A 19,886-nucleotide genomic window follows, 5' to 3' on the forward strand; every position below is an offset into this window, starting at 1 on the left:
TCACGCTCCCTTCTTCGCGCGGCGTTCCGTCGGCTGGGTCACCCGGTCGAGCATCAGGCCCAGGCAGACGATCGCCGCGCCGGCCACCAGGCCGGTCGCCAGGTCGCCCTGGGCGAGGCCGAAGACGACGTCGTAGCCGAGCGCGCCGCCGCCGACCAGGCCGCCGATGATGACGACGGCGAGGACCAGGACGACGCCCTGGTTGACGGCGAGCAGCAGCGCCGGGCGGGCGAGTGGGAGTTGGACCTGCCGGAGCTGCTGGGCGGGGGTCGCGCCGAGCGAGCGGGCCGACTCCAGGGCGGCCGGGTCGACCTGGCGCAGGCCCTGGGTGGTGATGCGGACGACGGCGGGCAGCGCGTAGACGACGGCCGCCGCGACGGCCGGGGCCCGGCCGACGCCGAACAGCGCGACCACCGGGATCAGGTACACGAACTGCGGCATCGTCTGGAAGACGTCCAGGACCGGCCGCAGCAGCCGTTCGACGCGGTCGCTGCGGGCGGCCGCGATGCCGGTCGCGAAGCCCAGGACCAGGGTGACGGCGACGGCCGCCAGGACCTGGGAGAGGGTGTCGAGCGCCGGTGTCCACACGCCCAGGACGCCGATCGCGGCCATGGCGAGGACGGCGGTCAGCGCGGTGCGCCAGGTGCCGATCAGCCAGGCCAGCGCGGCGACGATCAGCAGGACGGACCACCAGGGCAGCCACTGCATGGTGTCGCGCACCGGGTTGAGGACCCAGGTGGTGAAGTGGGCCGCCCAGTCGGCGGTGCCGCCGATGACGGGGACCCCGGAGTAGAGGTGGTCGGTCATCCAGTCGACGGCGCGGTTGACCGGCTCGGCGATGTTCAGGGTCCAGGCCTCGGGCCAGTCGAGACGGCCCAGGAGCCGTCCGGCCACGGCCACGGCCACGGCGGCGACGGCCGCGTAGACCCAGCGTGCCCGGCCGCCCGGCCGCGGCTCCGCGCCGAGACCCTCCCCCGCCGCGCCGGTCACCCGGTCCAGGACGACGGCGAGCAGCACGATCGGGATGCCGGCCGCGAGGGCCGCGCCGACGTCGACCGTGGCCAGCGCCTGGTACACGCGGTCACCGAGGCCGCCGGCGCCGATGACCGACGCGATGACCGCCATCGACAGCGCCATCATGATCGTCTGGTTGAGGCCGAGCAGGAGTTCCTTGCTGGCCAGCGGGATACGGGCGGTCAGCAGGCGCTGCCGTGCGGTGGCGCCGAGCGACTCGACGGCCTCCAGCACCTCCTTGTCCGCGCGGCGCAGACCGAGGGCGGTGAGGCGTGCCATCGGCGGGGCGGCGTAGACGACGGTGGCCAGGACGGCCGCGGGGACGCCCATGCCGAAGACCAGGACGACGGGGAGCAGGTAGGCGTACGCCGGGAGCACCTGCATGGTGTCCAGGACGGGGCGCAGGATCCTGTCCATCCGGTCGGACAGTCCGGCGGCGAGGCCCAGCAGCGCGCCCACGACGACGGAGGCGAGGACCGCCACGACCATCAGCGCGAGGGTCTGCATGGTCGGGATCCACATGCCGAGGAACCCGCAGGCCAGCAGCGCGATTGCCGTACCGGCGGCGAGCTTGAGGCCCGCGACCCGCCAGGCGATCAGGGACGCCGCGGCGGTGACGCCGGCCCAGCCGGCCGCGAGCAGCACGAGGTACACGGCGCGCACGGAGATGACGACCGCGTTGCTGATGTGCCCGAAGAAGTAGACGAACAGCGGGTGGCTGTCCCGGTTGTCGATGATCCAGACGCTGGCCTTGGTCAGCTGGTCGGAGAAGTCGACGGTCAGCGCGGCGGGCCAGCTGCCGCTCGCCCAGCGGGCGTTCGCCAGCGGCACGAGGATCGCGGCGGCGAGGGCGAGCAGCAGGAGCTTGCGGACGACGGGCTGTTTGAGGACGCCCGGAACACCGAGGCGAGGGGCGGCAGTGGTGACGGTGGCCATCAAGCCACCTCCTTGCGCTTCCCCGCCCCCGCCACGACACTCCGCTCAGCCCCGCCCGGGGCGTTGTGCTGCGTCCCCGCCACGACGCCGAGAAGCTGCTCGTGGTCGACGACCCCCAGACAGCGCCCGCCCTCCATGACCCGGGCCGGGACACCGGTGCGGGCCACGGCCTCGATGGCCTCGGACACCGTCGCGTCCGGCGCGATGGCCGGCCCGCTGCCGCTCTCGTCCGCCGACGCGGCACGCATGGCCGTACGCACGGTCATGACCTGCTCGCGGGGTACGTCACGGACGAACTCGCGGACGTAGTCGTCGGCCGGCGAGCCCACGATCTCCTCGGGCGTGCCCAGCTGGACGACGCGGCCGTCGCGCATCAGGGCGATACGGTCGCCGAGCTTGAGGGCCTCGCTGAGGTCATGGGTGATGAAGACCATGGTGCGGCCCTCCTCGCGGTGCAGGCGGACGACCTCCTCCTGCATGTCCCGCCGGATCAGCGGGTCGAGCGCGCTGAACGGCTCGTCGAAGAGCAGCACCTCCGGGTCCACCGCGAGCGCCCGGGCCAGCCCGACCCGCTGACGCTGACCGCCGGACAGCTGGCCCGGCCTGCGGTGCTCCATGCCCTCCAGGCCGACCTTGGCGACGACCTGGGCGGCCCGCTCACGGCGCTCGGCCCTGCCGACGCCCTGGATCTCCAGGCCGTACGCCACGTTGTCGAGGACCGTGCGGTGCGGGAGCAGGCCGAAGTGCTGGAAGACCATCGCGGCGCGGTGCCGGCGCAGTTCGCGCAGTCGGGTCTTGTCCATGGCGCGGACGTCCTCGCCGTCGATGGCTATGGTGCCCGCGGTCGGCTCGATCAGCCGGGTCAGACAGCGCACCAGCGTGGACTTGCCGGAGCCGGACAGGCCCATGACGACGAAGACCTCGCCCTTGCGGACGTCGAAGGAGACGTCCTGGACGGCCGCCGTGCAGCCGGTGCGGGCGCGCAGCTCGGCGGACGTGAGCCCGGCGAGCTCCGGGTCGGCGGGGACGCGGTGCGCCTTCGGGCCGAAGACCTTCCAGAGACCGTCGACAGAGAAGACAGGGGTGCCAGAGGTACCAGCAGTAGCAGCGGTACCAGTGGCAGTAGTGGTATCAGGGGTAGTAGGGGCAGTACTCATCACGCCTCACCTCCAAGCAGATCGACGGCCTTCTCCCCGACCATGAGCACCCCGATCATCGGGTTCACGGCGGTCATCGTCGGGAAGACGGAGGCGTCGGCGATACGGATGCCGTCCAGGCCTCGGATCCTCAACTGTGGGTCGACCACGGCCAGTTCGTCGTCGGCGGCGCCCATACGGCAGGTGCCGGCCGGGTGGTACACGGTGTGCGCGACCTTGCGCGCGTACTCGCTCAGCTCCTCGTCGCCGTTGACGTCGGGGCCGGGGCACACCTCCCGCTTGAGCCAGCTCGCGAGCGGTTCGGTCTTCGCGATCTCACGGGCGATGCGGATGCCGTCGACGAGGGTGCGGCCGTCGTAGTCGTCCTCGTCGGTGAAGTAGCGGAAGTCCAGCGCGGGCTTCACGGCCGGGTCGGCGCTGGTCAGGTAGAGCCGGCCGCGGCTCTTCGGCTTGGGGATGTTCGGGGTCATGGACACCCCGAACTCCGGCCGCCGGTAGCCCAGTCGCTCCGGGTTGTCCGTGAAGGGGATCTGGTAGAAGTGGAACATCAGGTCGGGGCCCTGGTGTTCGGGGTCGCGTCGCACGAACAGCCCGGCGTCCGAATCCATCGCGGAGTTGTCGGGGATCGGTCCGTTCGTCTCCCAGACGATCACCGACTCGGGGTGGTCGAGCAGGTTCTCACCGACGCCGGGCAGGTCGTGGACGACCGGGATGCCCAGCTTGGCGAGGTCCTCCTTGGGGCCGATGCCGGAGTGCATCAGCAGCCGGGGCGAGTCGACGGCGCCGGCGCACAGGACGACCTCGCGCCGGGCACGGATCAGCTGCTCCTCGCCGTCCTTGGTACGGACGTGGACGCCCTCGGCCCGGGTGCCGTTCAGCTCCAGCCGGTACGCCCAGGTCTCCAGCAGGATCGTCAGGTTCTCCCGCTCGTCCATCACCGGGTGCAGATACGCCACCGACGCCGACGAACGCTTGTTGTTCTCGGGGTGGTAGGCGAGGTCGAAGAAGCCGACGCCCTCGGTGAAGGGCTGCTTGTTGAAGCCCTCGACGCGCGGGACGCCGAGCGCGCCCTGCGCGGCGTCGACGAAGTCGCGGGCGATGGCGTTGCGGTCCTTCTCGTCGACCGGGACGATGTTGTTCTTCAGCCGCGCGTAGTACGCCTCCATCGGCACGGCGCCCCAGCCCGTGGCGCCGGCCTCCTCCCACTCGTCCCAGTCGGACGGCAGCGGCTTGAACGCGATGAGCGTGTTGTGGCTGGAACATCCGCCGAGGACACGGGCGCGGCTGTGCCGGATGTGCGAGTTGCCGCGTGGCTGCTCGGTGGTGGGGTAGTCGTAGTCGAGGTCGCCGCCGAGGAGGCCCATCCAGCGGCGCAGGGTGAGGACGTCGTCGCGGCCGACGTCACTGGGGCCGCCCTCGATGACGGCGACGGTGGTGTCGGGGTTCTCGGTGAGCCGGGAGGCGATGACGGAACCTGCGGTGCCGCCGCCGATGACGACGTAGTCGTAGACGGGGGTGTTCTGGGACATCAGGGGGTTACTCCAGGGGTGTGGCGCCGTGGGAGGGCCTGTGGTCATGGGGGTGCGGGTTTCGTTGTGGCTGGTCGCGCCCACGCGGCGGCAGCCGCACATCGGCACAGCCCCGCGCCCCTTGGTCGGCTGCGGTCAGCCTGCGAACCAGCGCACCGGCCTTGGCGCCAGGTTCTGGTACACGTGCTTGCTCTCGCGGTACTCGGCAAGCCCCGCGGGGCCGAGTTCGCGCCCCACTCCGCTCTTGCCGAACCCGCCCCACTCCGCCTGCGGAAGGTAGGGGTGGAAGTCGTTGATCCATACGGTGCCGTGCCGCAGCCGGCCCGCGACCCGCCGCGCCCGCCCCGCGTCGGCGGTCCAGACGGCCCCGGCGAGCCCGTACTCGGTGTCGTTGGCGAGGGCGACCGCCTCGTCCTCGGTCCGGAAGGTCTCGACGGTGAGGACCGGGCCGAAGACCTCCTCACGGACGACGCGCATCTCGCGGTGGCAGTGGTCGAGGACGGTCGGTTCGTAGAAGTAGCCGTTCTCGGGCCGCTCCGGGGACGGTTCGGGCCGCCTGCCGCCGGAGCGCAGCACCGCGCCCTCCTTGAGCGCGGATTCGACGTACGCCTCGACCTTCGCGCGCTGCTGCTCGGAGACGAGCGGCCCGCACTCCACGCCGTCGGCGGTGCCCCGGCCGAGCCGGATCCGGCCTGCCCGGCGGGCGAGTTCGGTGACGAAGCGGTCCCGGACGGACTCCTCGACGATGAGGCGGCCGCCCGCCGAGCAGACCTGGCCGCTGTGGATGAAGGCGGCGTTGAGGGCCTGGTCGACGGCCGTGTCGAAGCCCTCCTCCGTGGCGCAGGCGTCGGCGAAGACGACGTTGGGGTTCTTGCCGCCGAGTTCGAGCGCGACCTTCTTGACGGAGGGCGCCGCGGCCTGGGCCACCTTGGTGCCGCTGACCAGGCCGCCGGTGAAGGAGACGAGGTCGACGTCGGGGTGCTCGGCGAGACGGGCGCCGACGGAGTGGCCGGGCCCGGTGACGATGTTGGCGACGCCGGCGGGCAGCCCGGCCTCGGCCAGGAGCTCGATGAGCGCGACGGTCGTCAGCGGGGTGATCTCGCTGGGCTTGACCACGAAGGTGTTCCCGGCGGCGAGGGCGGGCGCGATCTTCCAACTGGCCTGGAGAAGGGGATAGTTCCAGGGGGTGATCAGCGCGCAGACACCGACCGGCTCGTGGACGACGACGCTGTGGATGTCGGACGAGCCCGCGTCGACGACCCGGCCCGGGGCCTCGGCGGCGACGAGATCGGCGAAGTAGCGGAAGGCGTCGGCGACGCAGTCGATGTCGACGCGGCCCTCTTCGAGGGTCTTGCCGGCGTCGCGGCTCTCCAGCAGGCCGAGCTTCTCGCGGTCGCGCACCAGGAGGTCGGCGACACGGCGCAGCAGGGCGGCGCGCTCGGCGACAGGTGTACGCGGCCACTCCCCCTGGCCGCCGTCGAAGGCCCGGTGGGCGGCCGCGACCGCCAGATCGGTGTCCTTCTCGTCACCCTCGGCGACCACGGCGAACGGCGTCGCGTCCGCGGGGTCGAGGATCTCGCGCGTCGCACCGGAGGCGGCGTCGCGCCACTCGCCGCCCGCGTGAATCGTCTGCTGCGCCTGCTGTCCGGTCATGATCGGTGTTGCCTTCCGTTCCTGTTCAGTGCCCCTGAGTCACACAGGTGTCACCCACGAGGACCGTGACCGCCTGCCCCGGCCCTCGTATTGCATGCGCAATCGATGGTCGAAAGTGCGGTGCATCACTGAACATCCGGACAAACAGGAACAAAAAGGGGCGGCGCCGGGGTCGACCGGAACCGAACCTTTGACTAAAGTCAAAGAACTATGGAGCCGGTATCGATGGATCACGTGACGGCCTTCCGCCGCTTCAACCGCTACTTCACGCGCCGCATCGGCGTACTGGACGACCACTACCTCGGCCAGGACCGCCCGCTGGGCGAGGCCCGGCTGCTCTTCGAGATCGGCGACGGCGCGTCCCTGCGGGAGCTCAGGAGCCGGCTCGGTCTGGACGCCGGGTATCTGAGCCGGATGGCCAAGACGCTTCAGGCCCAGGGCCTGGTCCGGCTGAGCGCGCATCCGCAGGACAACCGGCTGCGCATGATCGAGCTGACCCCGGCCGGGCGGGTGGAGGTGACGGAGCAGGACCGGCGGGCGGGCGCTGTCGCGGCCGGGCTCCTCGAAGGCCTCGGCGAAGCACAGCGCGCCGAGCTGACCGGGGCCATGGCCACCGCCCAGCGGCTGCTGCGCCTCGCCGGCATCACCGTCGCCCTCGTCGACGGCGCCGGTCCGGACGCCCGGGCCTGTCTGGACGCCTACGCCGCCGACATCGACGCGCGGTTCCCCGAGGGGTTCGACAAGGACGACCTCGTACGGCCGGAGGAGGTGTCCGGCGACGCCGGGGCCTTCTTCGTCGCCTACGAGGAACACCGCCCCGTGGGCTGCGGCGCGCTACGGCGCCTGGAACCCGGTGTCGGAGAGATCCGCCACGTCTGGGTGCACCCCGACGCCCGGCGCCTCGGCCTGGCCCGCCGTCTGCTCGACGCCCTCGAACAGGAGGCCTCCGCCCGGCACTTCACCGTCGTACGCCTCGACACCCACGCCGCGCTGACCGAGGCGCAGGCGATGTACCGGGCGTGCGGTTACACGGACATCCCCGCGTACGACGACAACGTCTACGCCAGCCACTGGTTCGAGAAGCGGCTGGACGGGCGACTGGACGGCTGAGGGCTTCAGCTCGCCGTGAACGCCGCCCTGGCGCTCTCCAGCGTCTTGCGCGTCCCGGCCCAGTCCTCCGTCGTACCTCGGACGACCATCGCGTAGAGGCGGCCGTCGTCCGTCTGGAAGACCCGGTCGACGGCCCTCACCCGCTCGCCCAGGTCCTCGCTGTCGTACTCGTAGACGAGCTCGCTCGCGTTCGTCTCGTCGGCGACGGTTTCCCGGCTGATCTGTGTGAAGCCCGGCTGTCCGGAGAGGCTGTCGACGGCGACGTCGAGCGCGTCCTCGGGGGTGTAGCCCGCTTCGACCACCTCGAAGATCTGCAGGAGGCCGCGCTCGTCGGGCGCGGTGTAGAAGACGACGGCTCCGTCGTTCTGCTCGCTGCGGGTCCAGTCCTCCGGGACGACGGTGGAGAAGCCGGAGGGGTCCTCGACCGCCCGGTATCCGGCGGGCACTTCGGGTGACTCGGACGCGGCCGTGAACGGGTCCTCGGAGGACGGAGCCGGATCGGACGGGGTGTTGGGGGGTGGTGCGGACCGGTCGTCCCGGGAGACACCGGCCGTGCTCGCCGGGGCGCGGTCCGCCTTGCCGCCGCCGTCGTCCCCCGTCATGCCGACCGCAAGCCAGCTCGCGACGGCCGTGACCGCGACCGCCGCACCGACCGCGGCGGCGATGACCCTCCCCCGTCGGCCGGGCGGGGACTCGGGCGGTAAGGGGGGCGGCTGTGGCCAGCTGAGCGGGGCCTCGCCCGGTGGGGAGGGCGGCCGCGGCCAGTCGGGCGGGACCGCGCCGTCCGGATACGCTCCGGCGGGCCCCTCCCCCGGCGTCCCCTCATCGGGGCCGGTCGGCACCCCTGCGGCCGTCGGTGGCCGGAGGGGTTTCGCGGGCGGCGGTGGCGAGGCGGGGTGACCGCCCTCGCCCACCGGTTCCCACGACTGGGTGTCCTTGTTCCACCGGACCCCGCCGGTGCCCCCGCCGCCCATCGCTCAGCCCCCGATGAGTCCGGCCACGGCCGTGCCGAGGGCCGTGGCGGACGTGATCGCGCCGAGGACGCCGCCCGCCTCCTCCAGGGCGGTGCGGAGCCGGCTCAGCACGCCGGGCTGAGCGCGGCCGGTGCTGGTCACCTGCTGCTCGGTCTCCTCCAGGCTCGCGGAGAGCTCCTGTGTCTCGGGAGTGACCGGGTACCTCCACAGGTCCTCGCTGAGGTCTCGGACGGCCTGGAGCAAGGCCTGGTGCGACGCGTCGGCCGGAGCCGTCGTCGAGGTGTAAGCGGCACTGGCGCCCGCACCGACCGCGATGCCGTTGCCGGTGACGGACCCGCCGACGTACGTGCCGGAGCCCTGGCCGTCGCCCGCTGGCGTCTGGTTCATGTCACCCTCCGTTGTCTGCTTCTTCGCCGGCCCTGCTTGTTCGCGGGGCCTGCTTGTTCGCGGGGCCTGCTTGTTCGCGGGGCCTGCTTGTTCGCGGGGCCTGCTTCTTCGCCGGGCCTACTTCTTCGCCGGGCCTACTTCTTCGCGGGGCCACCGGCACCGGCGGCGGACGGCTTGCCCGTCGACGAGGTGGCCTTGCTGTCGCTGCCGATGGCGATCCCGTTGCCCTGGACGGAGCCCCCGACGAAGGTCCCGCTGTTGTTGAAGACGTTGGTGACCTTCTGCTCGAACTCGGCGATGTCGTACCCCGCGTTCCACAGCGCCTGGCGCACCCCGCCCGCGATCCGGTCCTGTATCGACTTCAGATAGCGGGCGATGTCCATCTCCTGGAAGAGGGTCGCCCGGTCGTCCGCACCCAGTTCCCGCACCGAGACACCGGGCCCGTCCGGCAGCGCGTCGGCGTGGACGCCGGTGAGCTGCCGCCACTCCTGGGCGAGAGCGCGGACCAGGACGCGCAGGGCGTCGCCGGTCGCGGCGGGGATGCGCAGCAGGGCGAAGACGTAGCGGCCGAGGCCGCCGCGGTGCAGATGCTCGTGGGCCTTCCTGTCGGCGGTCCCGAACAGCGGGTTGACCGGCGGCAGCACGTGCGGCGCGACCTCCAGCATCAGCATCCCGCCCTGGGTGTGGACGCGGACGAACACGGTGACGACGATCTCCTCGTCCCAGCCGCCGACGCGCACCCGCAGGAAGTGCCGTCGCTGCTCGCCGCCCTCCTCCACGGCGTCGGCACGGTGCATCGCGTACGTGTCCGGTGTGTAGGGGAAAGCCATCCGGCCCGGCAGCCCCTCCGCGGGCAGGAACACACACTCGTCCACGACGAGCTCGCGCAGCCGGTCGAGCACACTGTCGGCCGCCTGCGGCGAACTGCGCGCCGAAGGCTCCCGCAACTGTTCGAGCAGCGGTTTGATCTTCTCCAGCACCGTGGCGTTGTCGAGCGGCTCCGCGGGCGCGGGCATCGCCCCGGGCTTGGTGAGGGCGTGCAGCGGCGAGTCGTCGTCGGCCGTCGCTCGGGGGCGGAGTTCGATCGAGAGGGACCACGGCTCGAACGGCAGTCCGGCGCCACGGAACGGATCGGACTTCGCGTAGAGCACCAGCGGCGCGTGCTGCTCCTGGCGGATGCGCCGGCTCAGTTCCAGCAACCGGTGGCCGGGCGCGGCCTCGGCGGGGTCGGCGGTGATGTCCGGGAAGCGCTTCTTGGACAGTTCACCCGCGATCGTGCGGGCGAACTGACCGCGCTGCCACACGCTGAGCAGCGCGAGCAGCAGCGGCAGCGCGAGCAGGCACGCGGCGGTGAGGCGGTTGGCCTCCGCGGCTCCCGCGTTCAGCAGGCCGAAGGGGCCTTCGAGGACATCGCTGTCCGACGAGTCGAACAAGCTGTCACCGGAGTCGCCGTAGTAGTCGGACGAGTAGTCGTCGGACTCCTCGGGACCGGCGACGAGCACCCGGAACTGCAGGACGTACACCCCGAACAGGGTCAAGCGGCCGTACCAGCGCAGCACGAACGCGAGGGCGCGCCGGAACAGGGCGAACTGCCGGAACTGTGCGTCGATGCTGAGGCTGCCGCCCAGCCGGCGGCCCAGCGCGATCAGCAGGATGGGCCAGATCACCGTCGTGATCTGCCATTTGGTGAGCGCCGCCGCGACCACCCACAGGCCGATCATGCCGGCCGCCCACGCCACTTCCTGGCGGCGGGCGCGCAGCGCGTGGGCGAGGACGCGGGCCGCGTCGAAGCCGTAGGAGGGCGCGGCGAACCGCTCGCGGTGCACGTACAGTTCGTCGATCACCGCGTCCCGGTAGCCGACGTGCAGATACGTCCCCGCACACAGCAACCGGCAGGCCTCACTTCGCGACGGATCGACCGGACGGCGCGTTCCGGGTCTCGGCGCTTGCGCCCGTTGGGGCGGGAGCTCGGGCTGGGTCATGGATCGTCCCCCGATACAGGAACCAGGCTCGGCGATGTGCGCTGTCGCGACATCGGCAGTGGCGCAGGTGCAGCAGTTCAATCAACTACCCCTGCTAAAAGGGGAGTTGAACTCGTCAGGATCGACCACCATAGCATCTGTGTGACCTGAGTCACCTCAAGATTGTCGCCACCTCACCCCTGCGCTCACCTTTCCCGCGCAACACCCGCACGCTTCCCTGCCTCCTGCACTCTCCGGGCTCGCGGGAGCTGGACCAGTTGCGGGCGCCGAGTCGGTCGTACGGGGGTAGGACGCACCGATCCCCGGGCGGCCACGGCCGCCCGGGGATCGGGGTGAGAGTCGACTCGGAACCGTCAGATCAGGCCGAGGGAGCGGACCGCCTCGCGCTCCTCCTCGAGCTCCTTGACGGAGGCGTCGATGCGGGCGCGGGAGAACTCGTTGATCTCCAGGCCCTGGACGATCTCGTACTTGCCGTCCTTGGTGGTGACGGGGAAGGAGGAGATGAGCCCCTCCGGAACGCCGTACGAACCGTCGGACGGGATACCCATCGACACCCAGTCGCCGTCGGCGGTGCCGTTGACCCAGGTGTGGACGTGGTCGATCGCGGCGTTGGCGGCGGAGGCCGCGGAGGAGGCGCCGCGGGCCTCGATGATCGCCGCGCCGCGCTTGGCGACGGTCGGGATGAAGTCCTCGGCCAGCCACTTCTCGTCGCCCACGACCTCGGCGGCGTTCTTGCCGGCGACGGTGGCGTGGAAGATGTCCGGGTACTGGGTGGCGGAGTGGTTGCCCCAGATCGTCAGACGCTTGATGTCGGCGACCGTCGAGCCCGTCTTCTTCGCGAGCTGGGTCAGCGCGCGGTTGTGGTCCAGGCGGGTCATCGCGGTGAAGCGCTCGGCCGGTACGTCGGGCGCGGCGGCCTGCGCGATGAGCGCGTTGGTGTTGGCCGGGTTGCCGACTACCAGGACCTTGATGTCGTCCGCGGCGTGCGCGTTGATGGCCTGGCCCTGCGGCTTGAAGATGCCACCGTTGGCCTCCAGGAGGTCACCGCGCTCCATGCCCTTGGTGCGGGGGCGGGCGCCGACGAGCAGCGCGACGTTGGCGCCGTCGAAGGCGACGTTCGGGTCGTCCGAGATGTCGATCCCCTGCAGGAGCGGGAACGCGCAGTCGTCGAGCTCCATGGCGGTGCCCTCGGCGGCCTTGAGCGCGGGCGTGATCTCCAGGAGGCGCAGCTTGACCGGCACGTCCGCGCCGAGCAGCTGGCCGGAGGCGATGCGGAAGAGCAGGGCGTAACCGATCTGGCCGGCCGCGCCGGTGACGGTGACGTTCACGGGAGTGCGGGTCATGGCGTTCTCCGTATGACAGCTGGCGGTGAGGGCATCCCTGCCCCGGGGTGCGGGACGTCGAGATGATCGATCTCTTGGCGTCAAGAGATCCACCCGTCAGGCTATCGCGCATCCGGGATCTCGCACGGCCGGGTCCGTGTGGCCCGCCCCACAGAATGACCATGACCGCACGAAAGGGCGGCCGCCCTGTCCGGGAGAGGGGGACGGGACGGCCGCCGGGTGGGGGTACCGGTTGCCGGACTCCCGTGGGGGTACGGTGCGCGTGCCCACAATCCCGGCGGCCATTCCTGCCGTCCGCGTGTTTCTCGCCCCCGCGGCCCCTACCCGTGCCGTCCCTGAGGGCTGCCGCCCCCCAGACCTGCGCTGTCGGCCCTGCGGGCCTCGTCCTCGAACGCCGGACGGGCTTGAAGGAGGCAGCGCTGCATCGCCCCCAAGGGGCGCGGAGAACTGCGCGACCAGCCCCCACGGGCGGTGGCCGCGCGGGCGACCCCAGCCCTCTACTGCGTGCACCCCTCCTGTCCAGCGGACAGCGTCACGCAGGCCTTCGCCTCGCCCGCGTCCTTCACGGCCACCATCGGCGTGTACGCGATCGTGTCGCCGGCGACGGTGATCGTGCCGGTCTGCTTCGCCTTGCCGACCGTCACCACCACCTCGTCGCCCTGCGTTGCCTGCGTGACACGCCCCCAGGCCGCGCCGCACGTCTCGCTGTAGCGGACCTCGACCACGGACGTGCCGACGGTCGCGGTCTTGGCGGTGGTCACGAGGTCACCGCTGCAGCCCATGGCCTCGGCGTCCTTGCCGGTGCAGGAGTCGCCGCTGCACTTGACGCCGGCCGGCAGGTCGGGGTCGGTGGTCACGGACGGCGAGGGCGACTGCACCGCGTCCTCGTTCTTCTTGCCGCTGCCGTCCGTCAGGAAGAAGACCGCGGCGATCACGACCAGCACGCCGACGACCCCCGCGAGGAACATCGTCAGCCGCCGCTTGCCGTTCCCTCCGCCAAAGGAGCCGTGTCCCGGCGCCGGCCCCTGCGGCGGCTCGCCGTACGGACTGGGCATACCCGAGGAACCCGGCACCGCGCCGGGTGTGGCGGACGTGCCGGACGGACGGCCGGCACCCGTCGGCGCCGGTCCCCGATACCCCGCCAGCCCCCACGAGTTGGCTCCGGAGGAGCCGCCGTCCCCCGCCGGAGCATCCCGTACCGGGGAGTCCCGTACCGTCGAGTCCCGTACCTCCGGCGCTGTCGGCTGGACCGGTACCGGTGGCACGGTCGGGGCCACGCCCGCCGGCCCCGCCACACCGGGCGTCGCCGTCGCGCTCCCGCTCTTGCGCGCGGTTTTGGCCGCCTTCGCGCTGCTCTTGGCGTTCGCCGGCGGCGCTCCGAACTCGCTCAGGGCCGCGCGGGCCTGGGAGATCCGGATCGCCTCCATGGTCATGTCGTGGCGCATCTCCGAACGGCTCCACGCCCGTTCTGCGAGCTCCCACATGGTCGTCAGATGTACGGGATTGGTGCCCGTGACCTCCGCGAGCGCCACGATCGCACCCTTGGGCGCGAGCAGCCGCCCGTTCAGGTACCGCTCCCAGGACGTCTTGCTGTAACCCGTCCGGTCGGCCAGCGCCGCGATGCTCAGACCGCTGCGGTCCACGAGCCGCCGCAGCTGGCTCGCGAACTCCCTGACCTGCGGATCGAGTTCATCCGGCAAGGCCCTCCAACGAGGCATTGCTTCCCCCCTCTTCCCCCCGGTTCGTGCTGGTGTTTCTCGCGTTCCCCCGCGCGTGACGCCCTCTGCCGAGTCCCCGTTCTGGCTACCCACAGGGATGCGCCCGACAAGGATCTCAGTTCCCGGGGTGGGGGCGCACGGGAGCATCCGGACCGTGGCCATGCACCGTCGCACGCCCAACGGACCGCGTCCAGTGTTCCACCGGCCTCCCTCTCCGGCCGACACAACCCTGGCAGTAAGCCCTTACAGAACAGCGGGACGCCCCGGACGCCCCGGTCGACCACGCTAGCCCGCTCACCGAACGACTTCCTTGCAAATCCGCGAACTTGTCAACACATCGACACACGGAAAGCACATAGAAGAATACTCAGGTCACACCTGCTGTATCCGGGCGACTCGGACACACCACTCCCGCCGTGCTCAGCCCAGCACAACGGCCCCGATCACCGCCGCCAGCACCAGCGCCACGGCGAGCACCACGGCGACGGCCAGCAGCCTCCCCGTGGGCGGCCCGGACCTACTGGGCGGCGCGTCCCACCACGGCAGCGTGGGATCGTCCTCGTACTCCTCGCCCGCGCCCTCGCCCTCGGCCGCCCCCTCCGGCTTCGCCGGCAACGGCCCCGTCACCGGCTTCGGCCAGGCCTGCACCGCCAGTTCCCACCGAACCCCGAAGCGCTCCGCCTCGTCCTTGCCGACGTCCGCGACCCGGCACAGCGCGGCGACCGCCTGCCGGGGCGGGGGCTGGGTGGCGTTGAGGTAGCGCTGCCAGGAGGACTTGCTGTACGCGGTGCGCGCGCCCAGCGCGACCAGACTCAGGCCTGTGCGGTCCTTGAGCTGCCGCAACTGCTCCACGAAATGCCGCACCTCCGGCGGCAGATCGTCGGGCAGCGGCTGCCAGGCACCCATCGCTCACCTCCGAACCAGATCCGATCAGGTGACGACACGGGACGGCGCATCGGTTCCCGGACCGGCCCCGACGTGGCGGAACGGTCACTTCCGTGCCACAGCGCACGGACAGCCGTTGAACGGCCTCCCCGCCGTGCCCGAAGGTGGACGCGCGACGGCGGCCCGTCCTTCCTCGGGGGAGAGGACGGGCCGCCGTCACGCACCGGGCCAAAGGCCCCGGCGTCAGCTGTCCACCGTGAAGTGCAGCGCGTCCTTCAGGAACGGGACCTTCAGCAACGGATCCGGCTGCGCCATCAGCGCCAGCAGCACGATCACCAGGCCCAGCACGCCGTACGTCACGATGTCGGTGAAGCGGGAGCGCACGGCGAGCATGCCGACGCTCGGCAGGAACCAGCGCAGCACCGCACCGGCGAGCAGCGCGCTGCCGATCACCAGCGTGCCGGCCCGGAACACGTCGAGCGCGGTGATCAGCAGACCCACGCCGACCATGCCGAGGACCAGCAGGACCGGCCACTGCCGGGCGGGCGCCGGGGCGTCACGCGGCGCGGCACGGCCGCCGCCCTCGGGGCGGGCCGTGTCCCTGGTGAACAGCGGGAAGCGGCGGGTGGTGCGCCGGGGCACGCCCTCCGCGTCCGGGGCGCTCACCGGGTCCCGGACCTCGATCTCCTCCGCCTTGTCGGAGCCCGCCTCAGCCGGCACTGCGCTCCGCCGCCTCGACCACGTTCGCCAGCAGCTGCGCCCGGGTCATCGGGCCCACGCCGCCGGGGTTCGGGGAGATGAAGCCGGCCACCTCGGCGACGCCGGGGTGGACGTCGCCCACGACCTTGCCCTCGGCGCCCCGCGAGACACCGACGTCGAGGACGGCCGCGCCGGGCTTGACGTCCTCGGGGCGGATCAGGTGGGCGGAGCCCGCGGCGGCGACGATGATGTCGGCGCGGCGCAGATGTGCGGCCAGGTCCCGGGTGCCGGTGTGGCACTGGGTCACCGTCGCGTTCTCGCTGCGCCGGGTCAGCAGCAGCGGCATCGGACGGCCGATGGTGACACCGCGGCCGACGACCACGACCTCGGCGCCCTTGATCTCCACGCCGTACCGGCGCAGCAGCGTGAGGACGCCGTTGGGGGTGCAGGGCAGCGGGGCCGGCTCGTTCAGGACGAGGCGGCCGAGGTTCATCGGGTGCAGGCCGTCGGCGTCCTTGTCCGGGTCCATCAGCTCCAGGATCCGGTTCTCGTCGATGCCCTTGGGCAGCGGCAGCTGGACGATGTAACCGGTGCAGGCGGGGTCCTCGTTCAGCTCACGGACGACCGCCTCGATCTCCTCCTGGGTCGCCGTGGCGGGCAGTTCGCGCTGGATGGAGGCGATGCCGACCTGGGCGCAGTCGCGGTGCTTGCCGGCGACGTACTTCTGGCTGCCGGGGTCGTCCCCGACCAGGATCGTGCCGAGGCCGGGCGTGACGCCCTTCTCCTTCAGCGCCGCCACGCGGGCGGTCAGATCGGACTTGATCGCGGCTGCGGTGGCCTTGCCATCGAGAATCTGGGCGGTCATGCCCCCCATCCTCGCGGATGACGCCCTCCCGGTTCCAATCCGGGTCTCCCCCGAACCGCGCCGCCGCATCTCCTCCCGTATCCGCCCATGATCAGTGATGTTGCACTTGCACAACACATAGGGAATGCGGCTGGACAAGTAAGAGGCGTCTAAAGAACGATGAGACGCTAGTGCCGCGGGCAGTACCGGGGGGACGAACCGCATCCGTAGAACTTCCTCCGAGCCGTGCCACGCGTCGTCCCCGCACTGGATCAAAAACGGAGGAAGGACCGCTCGATGAGCTTCGGCGACCCGAACAACCCCTACGGCCCGCCCCAGGGCCAGCAGCCCGGCTACCCGCCGCAGCAGCCCCCTGCCCAGCCGGGCTACGGCTACCCGCAGGGCGCGCCCCAGCAGCAGCCCGGCTACGGCTACCCGCAGGGTCAGCCGGCCCAGCCCGGCTACCCGGGATACCCGGGTTACCCCGGCGGCAACGCGATGCCCATGGAGATGCCCGGCCTGATGAAGACGGCCCGTGTGCTGCTCTTCATCCTCGCCGGCTTCCAGCTCCTGTTCGGCATCATCGCCGGCATCGCCGTCGGTGCCGTCCAGGATGTGTCCAACGGCGTCGGCAGCGGCGACGAAACCGACACCCTGGCCGGTCTCGGCTTCCTGATCGCGGGCCTCATGGTGGCCCTCGGCGCCCTCTCCATCTTCCTGGGCGTCAAGTTCAAGAACGGCGGCAGCGGCATCCGCATCACGACCATCGTGTACGCGGCGCTGATGATCCTCGGCGGCATCATGAACATCGTGAACGGGGCGAACGGCTCCGCCACCTTCGGCGGCCTCATCTCCCTCGCCATCGCCGGCATCATCCTCGCCTCGATGGTCAACGGCGCGGCCTCGACGTGGTTCAACCGCCCGCGTTACTGAACGCTTCACGGAACGCACCGAACATTCACGCGTGACTGAAGAGTTCGCGCCATTTAACAGCCGGGGCCGTGTCTCACTCGTCCGAGGGGGACACGGCCCCGCCGCGTCCCCCTAATCTGACGTGGGTAGCCGTCAGGCACGGGGAGACGCACCTTGTACAGCATCATCGTGGTACCTCCGCCGACCACGGAGGACGAGACCGACCGCGGCCAGCTCCGGCTGGCGCCCGGTGAGCGGCTCGGCTTCGGCCGTTCCGCCGGGGACAACGACCTGACCATCGCGCACGACGGGGTGTCCCGCAGAGCGGGCGAGATCACCGCGCAGGGCGCCTTCTGGATACTGAGCAACCTCAGCCGGGAACAGACGTACGTCGTGGAGAACCCGGAGGGGGCGGGCGAGCACATCAAGGTGGGGCCGGGGCGCCTGGACGCGCCGGTCCCGTTCGAGTTCTCGCGGATCGTGCTGCCCGCGGCCGGCGATCTGCTGGCCATCGAGGTGTGGGCGCCGCGCCATGACTACCTGAGCTGCGACGGCGGTCTGGACGGCGCGACCACCGCGCCCGCCTTCTCCGTCGACCGCACGAAGCGCTACTTCGCGGTCCTGGCCGCGCTGTGCGAACCCCGGCTGCGCGGCGAACCGCACGCCGCGCTGCCCACGGTGGACCAGGTGGTGGACCGGCTGCGTCCCCACTGGCCGGCCGCGTCCCGTACGTCCGTGCAGTGGAACATCGACTACCTCGCCGTGAAGCTGCGGCTCAAGCCGGGCCCTGACACGGCGGACACGGGTCCGCGGCTCAACGGCAAGAAGGAGTCGCTGGTCTCGCTTGCGCTGCGGTTCGACCTGGTGCGGGAGGACGATCTCGTCGTGCTGGGCAAGTCACCGCGAGAGCCCTCGTCCGCCTCGGCTCCGGTTCGGCCGGCCCGGTGACCGAGCCGTACGCCGTGCCGGTGCCGAAGGGGTACCGGGTGGGCGCGTGGGAGGTGCGGGAGCCGATCGCCACGGGGGCGTTCGGGAGTGTGTACGAGGGCAGGCGCGTCGCGTCCGACACGGATCCGCCGGGTCTGCCGAGGTCGGCGGCCCTGAAGCTCCTGCCCACCGGCACCGGCACCCCGCGCCAGCTCACCCACCTGCGGGAAATCGTCGAGCGCGAGGTCGAGTTGTACCGCCGGCTGAAGCAGCCGCGGCTGATCCGGATGTACGACACCCTCACGGTCGACGACCCGGCGAGCCCCGCCCTCGACGGCGCCACCGTCCTCGTACTGGAGCGGGCGGAGGGCTCCCTGTCGGCGCTGCTCGCGGCGGAGCCCCGCCCGGCCGCCGGGCCCGTGCTGCTCGCGCAGATCTGCGAAGGGCTGGCGCAGCTGCATCACGCGGGCTGGGTGCACGGGGATCTGAAGCCGGCCAACGTGCTGCTGATGGCGGACGGTTCGGCCCGGCTCGCCGACTTCAACATGGCGGCGGAGCTGGAGGGCACGCACGCGTACACGCCCGCCTTCTCGACGCCCGACTACACCCCGCCCGAGCTGCTGTGGTCGGAGATCGGTGAACGGGGCCGGCGTATCCGTCCGTCGGCGGACGTGTGGGCGTTCGGGGTGCTGGCCCATCTGGTCCTCACCGACTCCTTCCCGTTGCCCGGCGCCACCCCGACGGCCCGCCGTGACGCGGCCGCCGCCTACGCCCGTGGCACCGACGAGCTGCGGCTGCCACCCGAACTGCCGGACGTCTGGCGGGAGATCGTGCGGGACTGTCTGGCCAGGACGCATGCCGACCGGGTCCCCACGACGGATCTGCTGCGGCGGGTCGAGGAGGCGGCGGGCACCGGTCGTTCGCCCCGGCTGCCCCGCAGGCTGCTGCCGCGCCGCAGGTCGCGTCGTACGCGGATCCTGGCCACGGCGGTCGCCGTCGTCGCCGCCTCGGTGCTCGGCTACGGCGTCAGCGACTGGGCGGGCGTCGGCGGTGCGGGCGGTGCGGACGGGGAGAGCGAGAAGGTGACGCCCGCGAACTACGGCGCCGACGAGCTCCGTACGGACAAGGGCATCCCGGCGGCGTACCGCCGGCTGATCGTCGACTCCGCTCATGACTGTGTCCAGCCGGAGGTCACGCCCGCGCTGATCGCCGCGCTGCTGAAGGCGGAGAGCGACTTCGACCCGGATCTCTCCGATCCCGACAAGGACGAGTACGGCATCGCCCGCTGGACGCCGGCCGTGCTGCGCTGGTGGATCCGGGACGACGGTGTGCCCGCGAAGGAGACGCCCCGACCGCCCATCACGCCCTCCGAGTCGATTCCGGCCGTGGGCCGCTACCTCTGCTTCATCGAGCCCCGGCTGCGCGACAACCTGCCGGGCGACCGCCGGGTGCTGCTCGCCACCGCCTACCGGACGTCGTACAAGAAGGTGAACGAGGCGGGCGGTGTCCCCCCGAACACCGGCTCCTACGCCACTCGTGTCGCCCGTTTCCTCAAGGAGTACACGCCGCAGGACCGCGACTACACCGCCCGGGTCGCTCGCTACATAGAGGAGTACACGCCGCCTCGGAAGACGTGACCCTGAGAGTTCCCAGGTACCGCGCGCGGGTGGCCGGCGTCATCGTGGTCGTGTCCACCAACGGGCTGCTGAGCACCGGCTGACCGCCTGCCGGCGGCCCGCGGCGCGGCTTCCGGCTCCCTCGGGGGAGGGGAGAGAAGACTATCCAGCCCCCACACTCCAGCCCCAAAAAGTTCTTC

The 19,886-nt window shown here is 71.6% G+C and carries 16 protein-coding genes; 4 read left to right on the forward strand and 12 right to left on the reverse strand.

Annotated elements, in window-relative coordinates:
* The 4 genes from ACZ4UU_RS20125 to ACZ4UU_RS20140 form a co-directional block, all read right to left on the reverse strand.
* Positions 1-1,950: an ABC transporter permease gene (locus tag ACZ4UU_RS20125; RefSeq protein WP_471904756.1), complete on the reverse strand. Its 1,950-nt coding sequence runs from the start codon at positions 1,948-1,950 to the stop codon at positions 1-3.
* Positions 1,950-3,107: a quaternary amine ABC transporter ATP-binding protein gene (locus ACZ4UU_RS20130; RefSeq protein ID WP_471904757.1), complete on the reverse strand. Its 1,158-nt coding sequence runs from the start codon at positions 3,105-3,107 to the stop codon at positions 1,950-1,952. Before ACZ4UU_RS20130 ends, ACZ4UU_RS20125 begins: the two co-directional genes overlap by 1 nt.
* Positions 3,107-4,636, reverse strand: a complete 1,530-nt coding sequence (locus tag ACZ4UU_RS20135) for a GMC family oxidoreductase (protein ID WP_471904758.1) — start codon at positions 4,634-4,636, stop codon at positions 3,107-3,109. The genes ACZ4UU_RS20130 and ACZ4UU_RS20135 overlap by 1 nt, the downstream gene beginning before the upstream one ends.
* Before the next feature lie 135 nt (positions 4,637-4,771).
* On the reverse strand, positions 4,772-6,289 hold the full coding sequence (locus ACZ4UU_RS20140; RefSeq protein WP_471904759.1) for an aldehyde dehydrogenase family protein: 1,518 nt from the start codon (positions 6,287-6,289) through the stop codon (positions 4,772-4,774).
* A 225-nt stretch (positions 6,290-6,514) separates the two neighbouring features.
* On the opposite strand from ACZ4UU_RS20140, the gene ACZ4UU_RS20145 reads away from it, so the two are divergent.
* Positions 6,515-7,399, forward strand: coding sequence for a bifunctional helix-turn-helix transcriptional regulator/GNAT family N-acetyltransferase (locus tag ACZ4UU_RS20145; protein WP_471904760.1), 885 nt, complete (start codon positions 6,515-6,517; stop codon positions 7,397-7,399).
* 5 nt (positions 7,400-7,404) lie between these two features.
* Here the strand turns inward: ACZ4UU_RS20145 and ACZ4UU_RS20150 are convergent, their stop codons facing one another.
* From ACZ4UU_RS20150 to ACZ4UU_RS20185, 8 genes are all read right to left on the reverse strand, one after another.
* Positions 7,405-8,001 carry a hypothetical protein gene (locus ACZ4UU_RS20150; protein ID WP_471904761.1) on the reverse strand — a complete coding sequence of 199 codons (597 nt, stop codon included), beginning with the start codon at positions 7,999-8,001 and terminating at the stop codon, positions 7,405-7,407.
* 375 nt (positions 8,002-8,376) lie between these two features.
* The gene (locus ACZ4UU_RS20155; RefSeq protein ID WP_471904762.1) at positions 8,377-8,760 is read right to left on the reverse strand and encodes a hypothetical protein; all 384 of its coding nucleotides are present in this window, start codon (positions 8,758-8,760) and stop codon (positions 8,377-8,379) included.
* 134 nt (positions 8,761-8,894) lie between these two features.
* Positions 8,895-10,742 carry a hypothetical protein gene (locus ACZ4UU_RS20160; RefSeq protein WP_471904763.1) on the reverse strand — a complete coding sequence of 616 codons (1,848 nt, stop codon included), beginning with the start codon at positions 10,740-10,742 and terminating at the stop codon, positions 8,895-8,897.
* Between the two features lie 353 nt (positions 10,743-11,095).
* Complete coding sequence (locus ACZ4UU_RS20165; protein WP_062702474.1) at positions 11,096-12,085, reverse strand: malate dehydrogenase; 990 nt, start codon at positions 12,083-12,085, stop codon at positions 11,096-11,098.
* A 497-nt stretch (positions 12,086-12,582) separates the two neighbouring features.
* Positions 12,583-13,803, reverse strand: coding sequence for a helix-turn-helix domain-containing protein (locus tag ACZ4UU_RS20170; RefSeq protein WP_471904764.1), 1,221 nt, complete (start codon positions 13,801-13,803; stop codon positions 12,583-12,585).
* A gap of 420 nt (positions 13,804-14,223) precedes the next feature.
* Positions 14,224-14,709, reverse strand: coding sequence for a helix-turn-helix domain-containing protein (locus ACZ4UU_RS20175; protein ID WP_471904765.1), 486 nt, complete (start codon positions 14,707-14,709; stop codon positions 14,224-14,226).
* Positions 14,710-14,931: 222 nt separating this feature from the next.
* On the reverse strand, positions 14,932-15,408 hold the full coding sequence (locus tag ACZ4UU_RS20180; RefSeq protein WP_471904766.1) for a DUF3017 domain-containing protein: 477 nt from the start codon (positions 15,406-15,408) through the stop codon (positions 14,932-14,934).
* Complete coding sequence (locus ACZ4UU_RS20185; RefSeq protein ID WP_471904767.1) at positions 15,398-16,252, reverse strand: bifunctional methylenetetrahydrofolate dehydrogenase/methenyltetrahydrofolate cyclohydrolase; 855 nt, start codon at positions 16,250-16,252, stop codon at positions 15,398-15,400. Before ACZ4UU_RS20185 ends, ACZ4UU_RS20180 begins: the two co-directional genes overlap by 11 nt.
* Positions 16,253-16,528: 276 nt before the next feature.
* Between ACZ4UU_RS20185 and ACZ4UU_RS20190 the strand changes: the two genes are divergently transcribed.
* From ACZ4UU_RS20190 to ACZ4UU_RS20200, 3 genes are all read left to right on the forward strand, one after another.
* Positions 16,529-17,164, forward strand: coding sequence for a hypothetical protein (locus ACZ4UU_RS20190; protein WP_471904768.1), 636 nt, complete (start codon positions 16,529-16,531; stop codon positions 17,162-17,164).
* Positions 17,165-17,317: 153 nt separating this feature from the next.
* Positions 17,318-18,091: an FHA domain-containing protein gene (locus ACZ4UU_RS20195; RefSeq protein ID WP_471904769.1), complete on the forward strand. Its 774-nt coding sequence runs from the start codon at positions 17,318-17,320 to the stop codon at positions 18,089-18,091.
* Entirely contained in the window at positions 18,088-19,707 is a 1,620-nt protein-coding gene (locus ACZ4UU_RS20200; RefSeq protein WP_471904770.1) for a protein kinase domain-containing protein, read from the forward strand. The genes ACZ4UU_RS20195 and ACZ4UU_RS20200 overlap by 4 nt, the downstream gene beginning before the upstream one ends.
* The last annotated feature ends 179 nt before the right edge of the window (positions 19,708-19,886 follow it).

The sequence above is a fragment of the Streptomyces sp. NPDC028907 genome (genome assembly GCF_055564995.1).

Bases quoted from the DNA above. Each gene is read 5' to 3' on its own strand.
- ACZ4UU_RS20125 (WP_471904756.1), bottom strand. From the start codon at position 1,950: ATGGCCACCGTCACCACTGCCGCCCCTCGCCTCGGTGTTCCGGGCGTC.
- ACZ4UU_RS20130 (WP_471904757.1), bottom strand. From the start codon at position 3,107: ATGAGTACTGCCCCTACTACCCCTGATACCACTACTGCCACTGGTACC.
- ACZ4UU_RS20135 (WP_471904758.1), bottom strand. From the start codon at position 4,636: ATGTCCCAGAACACCCCCGTCTACGACTACGTCGTCATCGGCGGCGGC.
- ACZ4UU_RS20140 (WP_471904759.1), bottom strand. From the start codon at position 6,289: ATGACCGGACAGCAGGCGCAGCAGACGATTCACGCGGGCGGCGAGTGG.
- ACZ4UU_RS20145 (WP_471904760.1), top strand. From the start codon at position 6,515: ATGGATCACGTGACGGCCTTCCGCCGCTTCAACCGCTACTTCACGCGC.
- ACZ4UU_RS20150 (WP_471904761.1), bottom strand. From the start codon at position 8,001: ATGACGGGGGACGACGGCGGCGGCAAGGCGGACCGCGCCCCGGCGAGC.
- ACZ4UU_RS20155 (WP_471904762.1), bottom strand. From the start codon at position 8,760: ATGAACCAGACGCCAGCGGGCGACGGCCAGGGCTCCGGCACGTACGTC.
- ACZ4UU_RS20160 (WP_471904763.1), bottom strand. From the start codon at position 10,742: ATGACCCAGCCCGAGCTCCCGCCCCAACGGGCGCAAGCGCCGAGACCC.
- ACZ4UU_RS20165 (WP_062702474.1), bottom strand. From the start codon at position 12,085: ATGACCCGCACTCCCGTGAACGTCACCGTCACCGGCGCGGCCGGCCAG.
- ACZ4UU_RS20170 (WP_471904764.1), bottom strand. From the start codon at position 13,803: ATGCCTCGTTGGAGGGCCTTGCCGGATGAACTCGATCCGCAGGTCAGG.
- ACZ4UU_RS20175 (WP_471904765.1), bottom strand. From the start codon at position 14,709: ATGGGTGCCTGGCAGCCGCTGCCCGACGATCTGCCGCCGGAGGTGCGG.
- ACZ4UU_RS20185 (WP_471904767.1), bottom strand. From the start codon at position 16,252: ATGACCGCCCAGATTCTCGATGGCAAGGCCACCGCAGCCGCGATCAAG.
- ACZ4UU_RS20190 (WP_471904768.1), top strand. From the start codon at position 16,529: ATGAGCTTCGGCGACCCGAACAACCCCTACGGCCCGCCCCAGGGCCAG.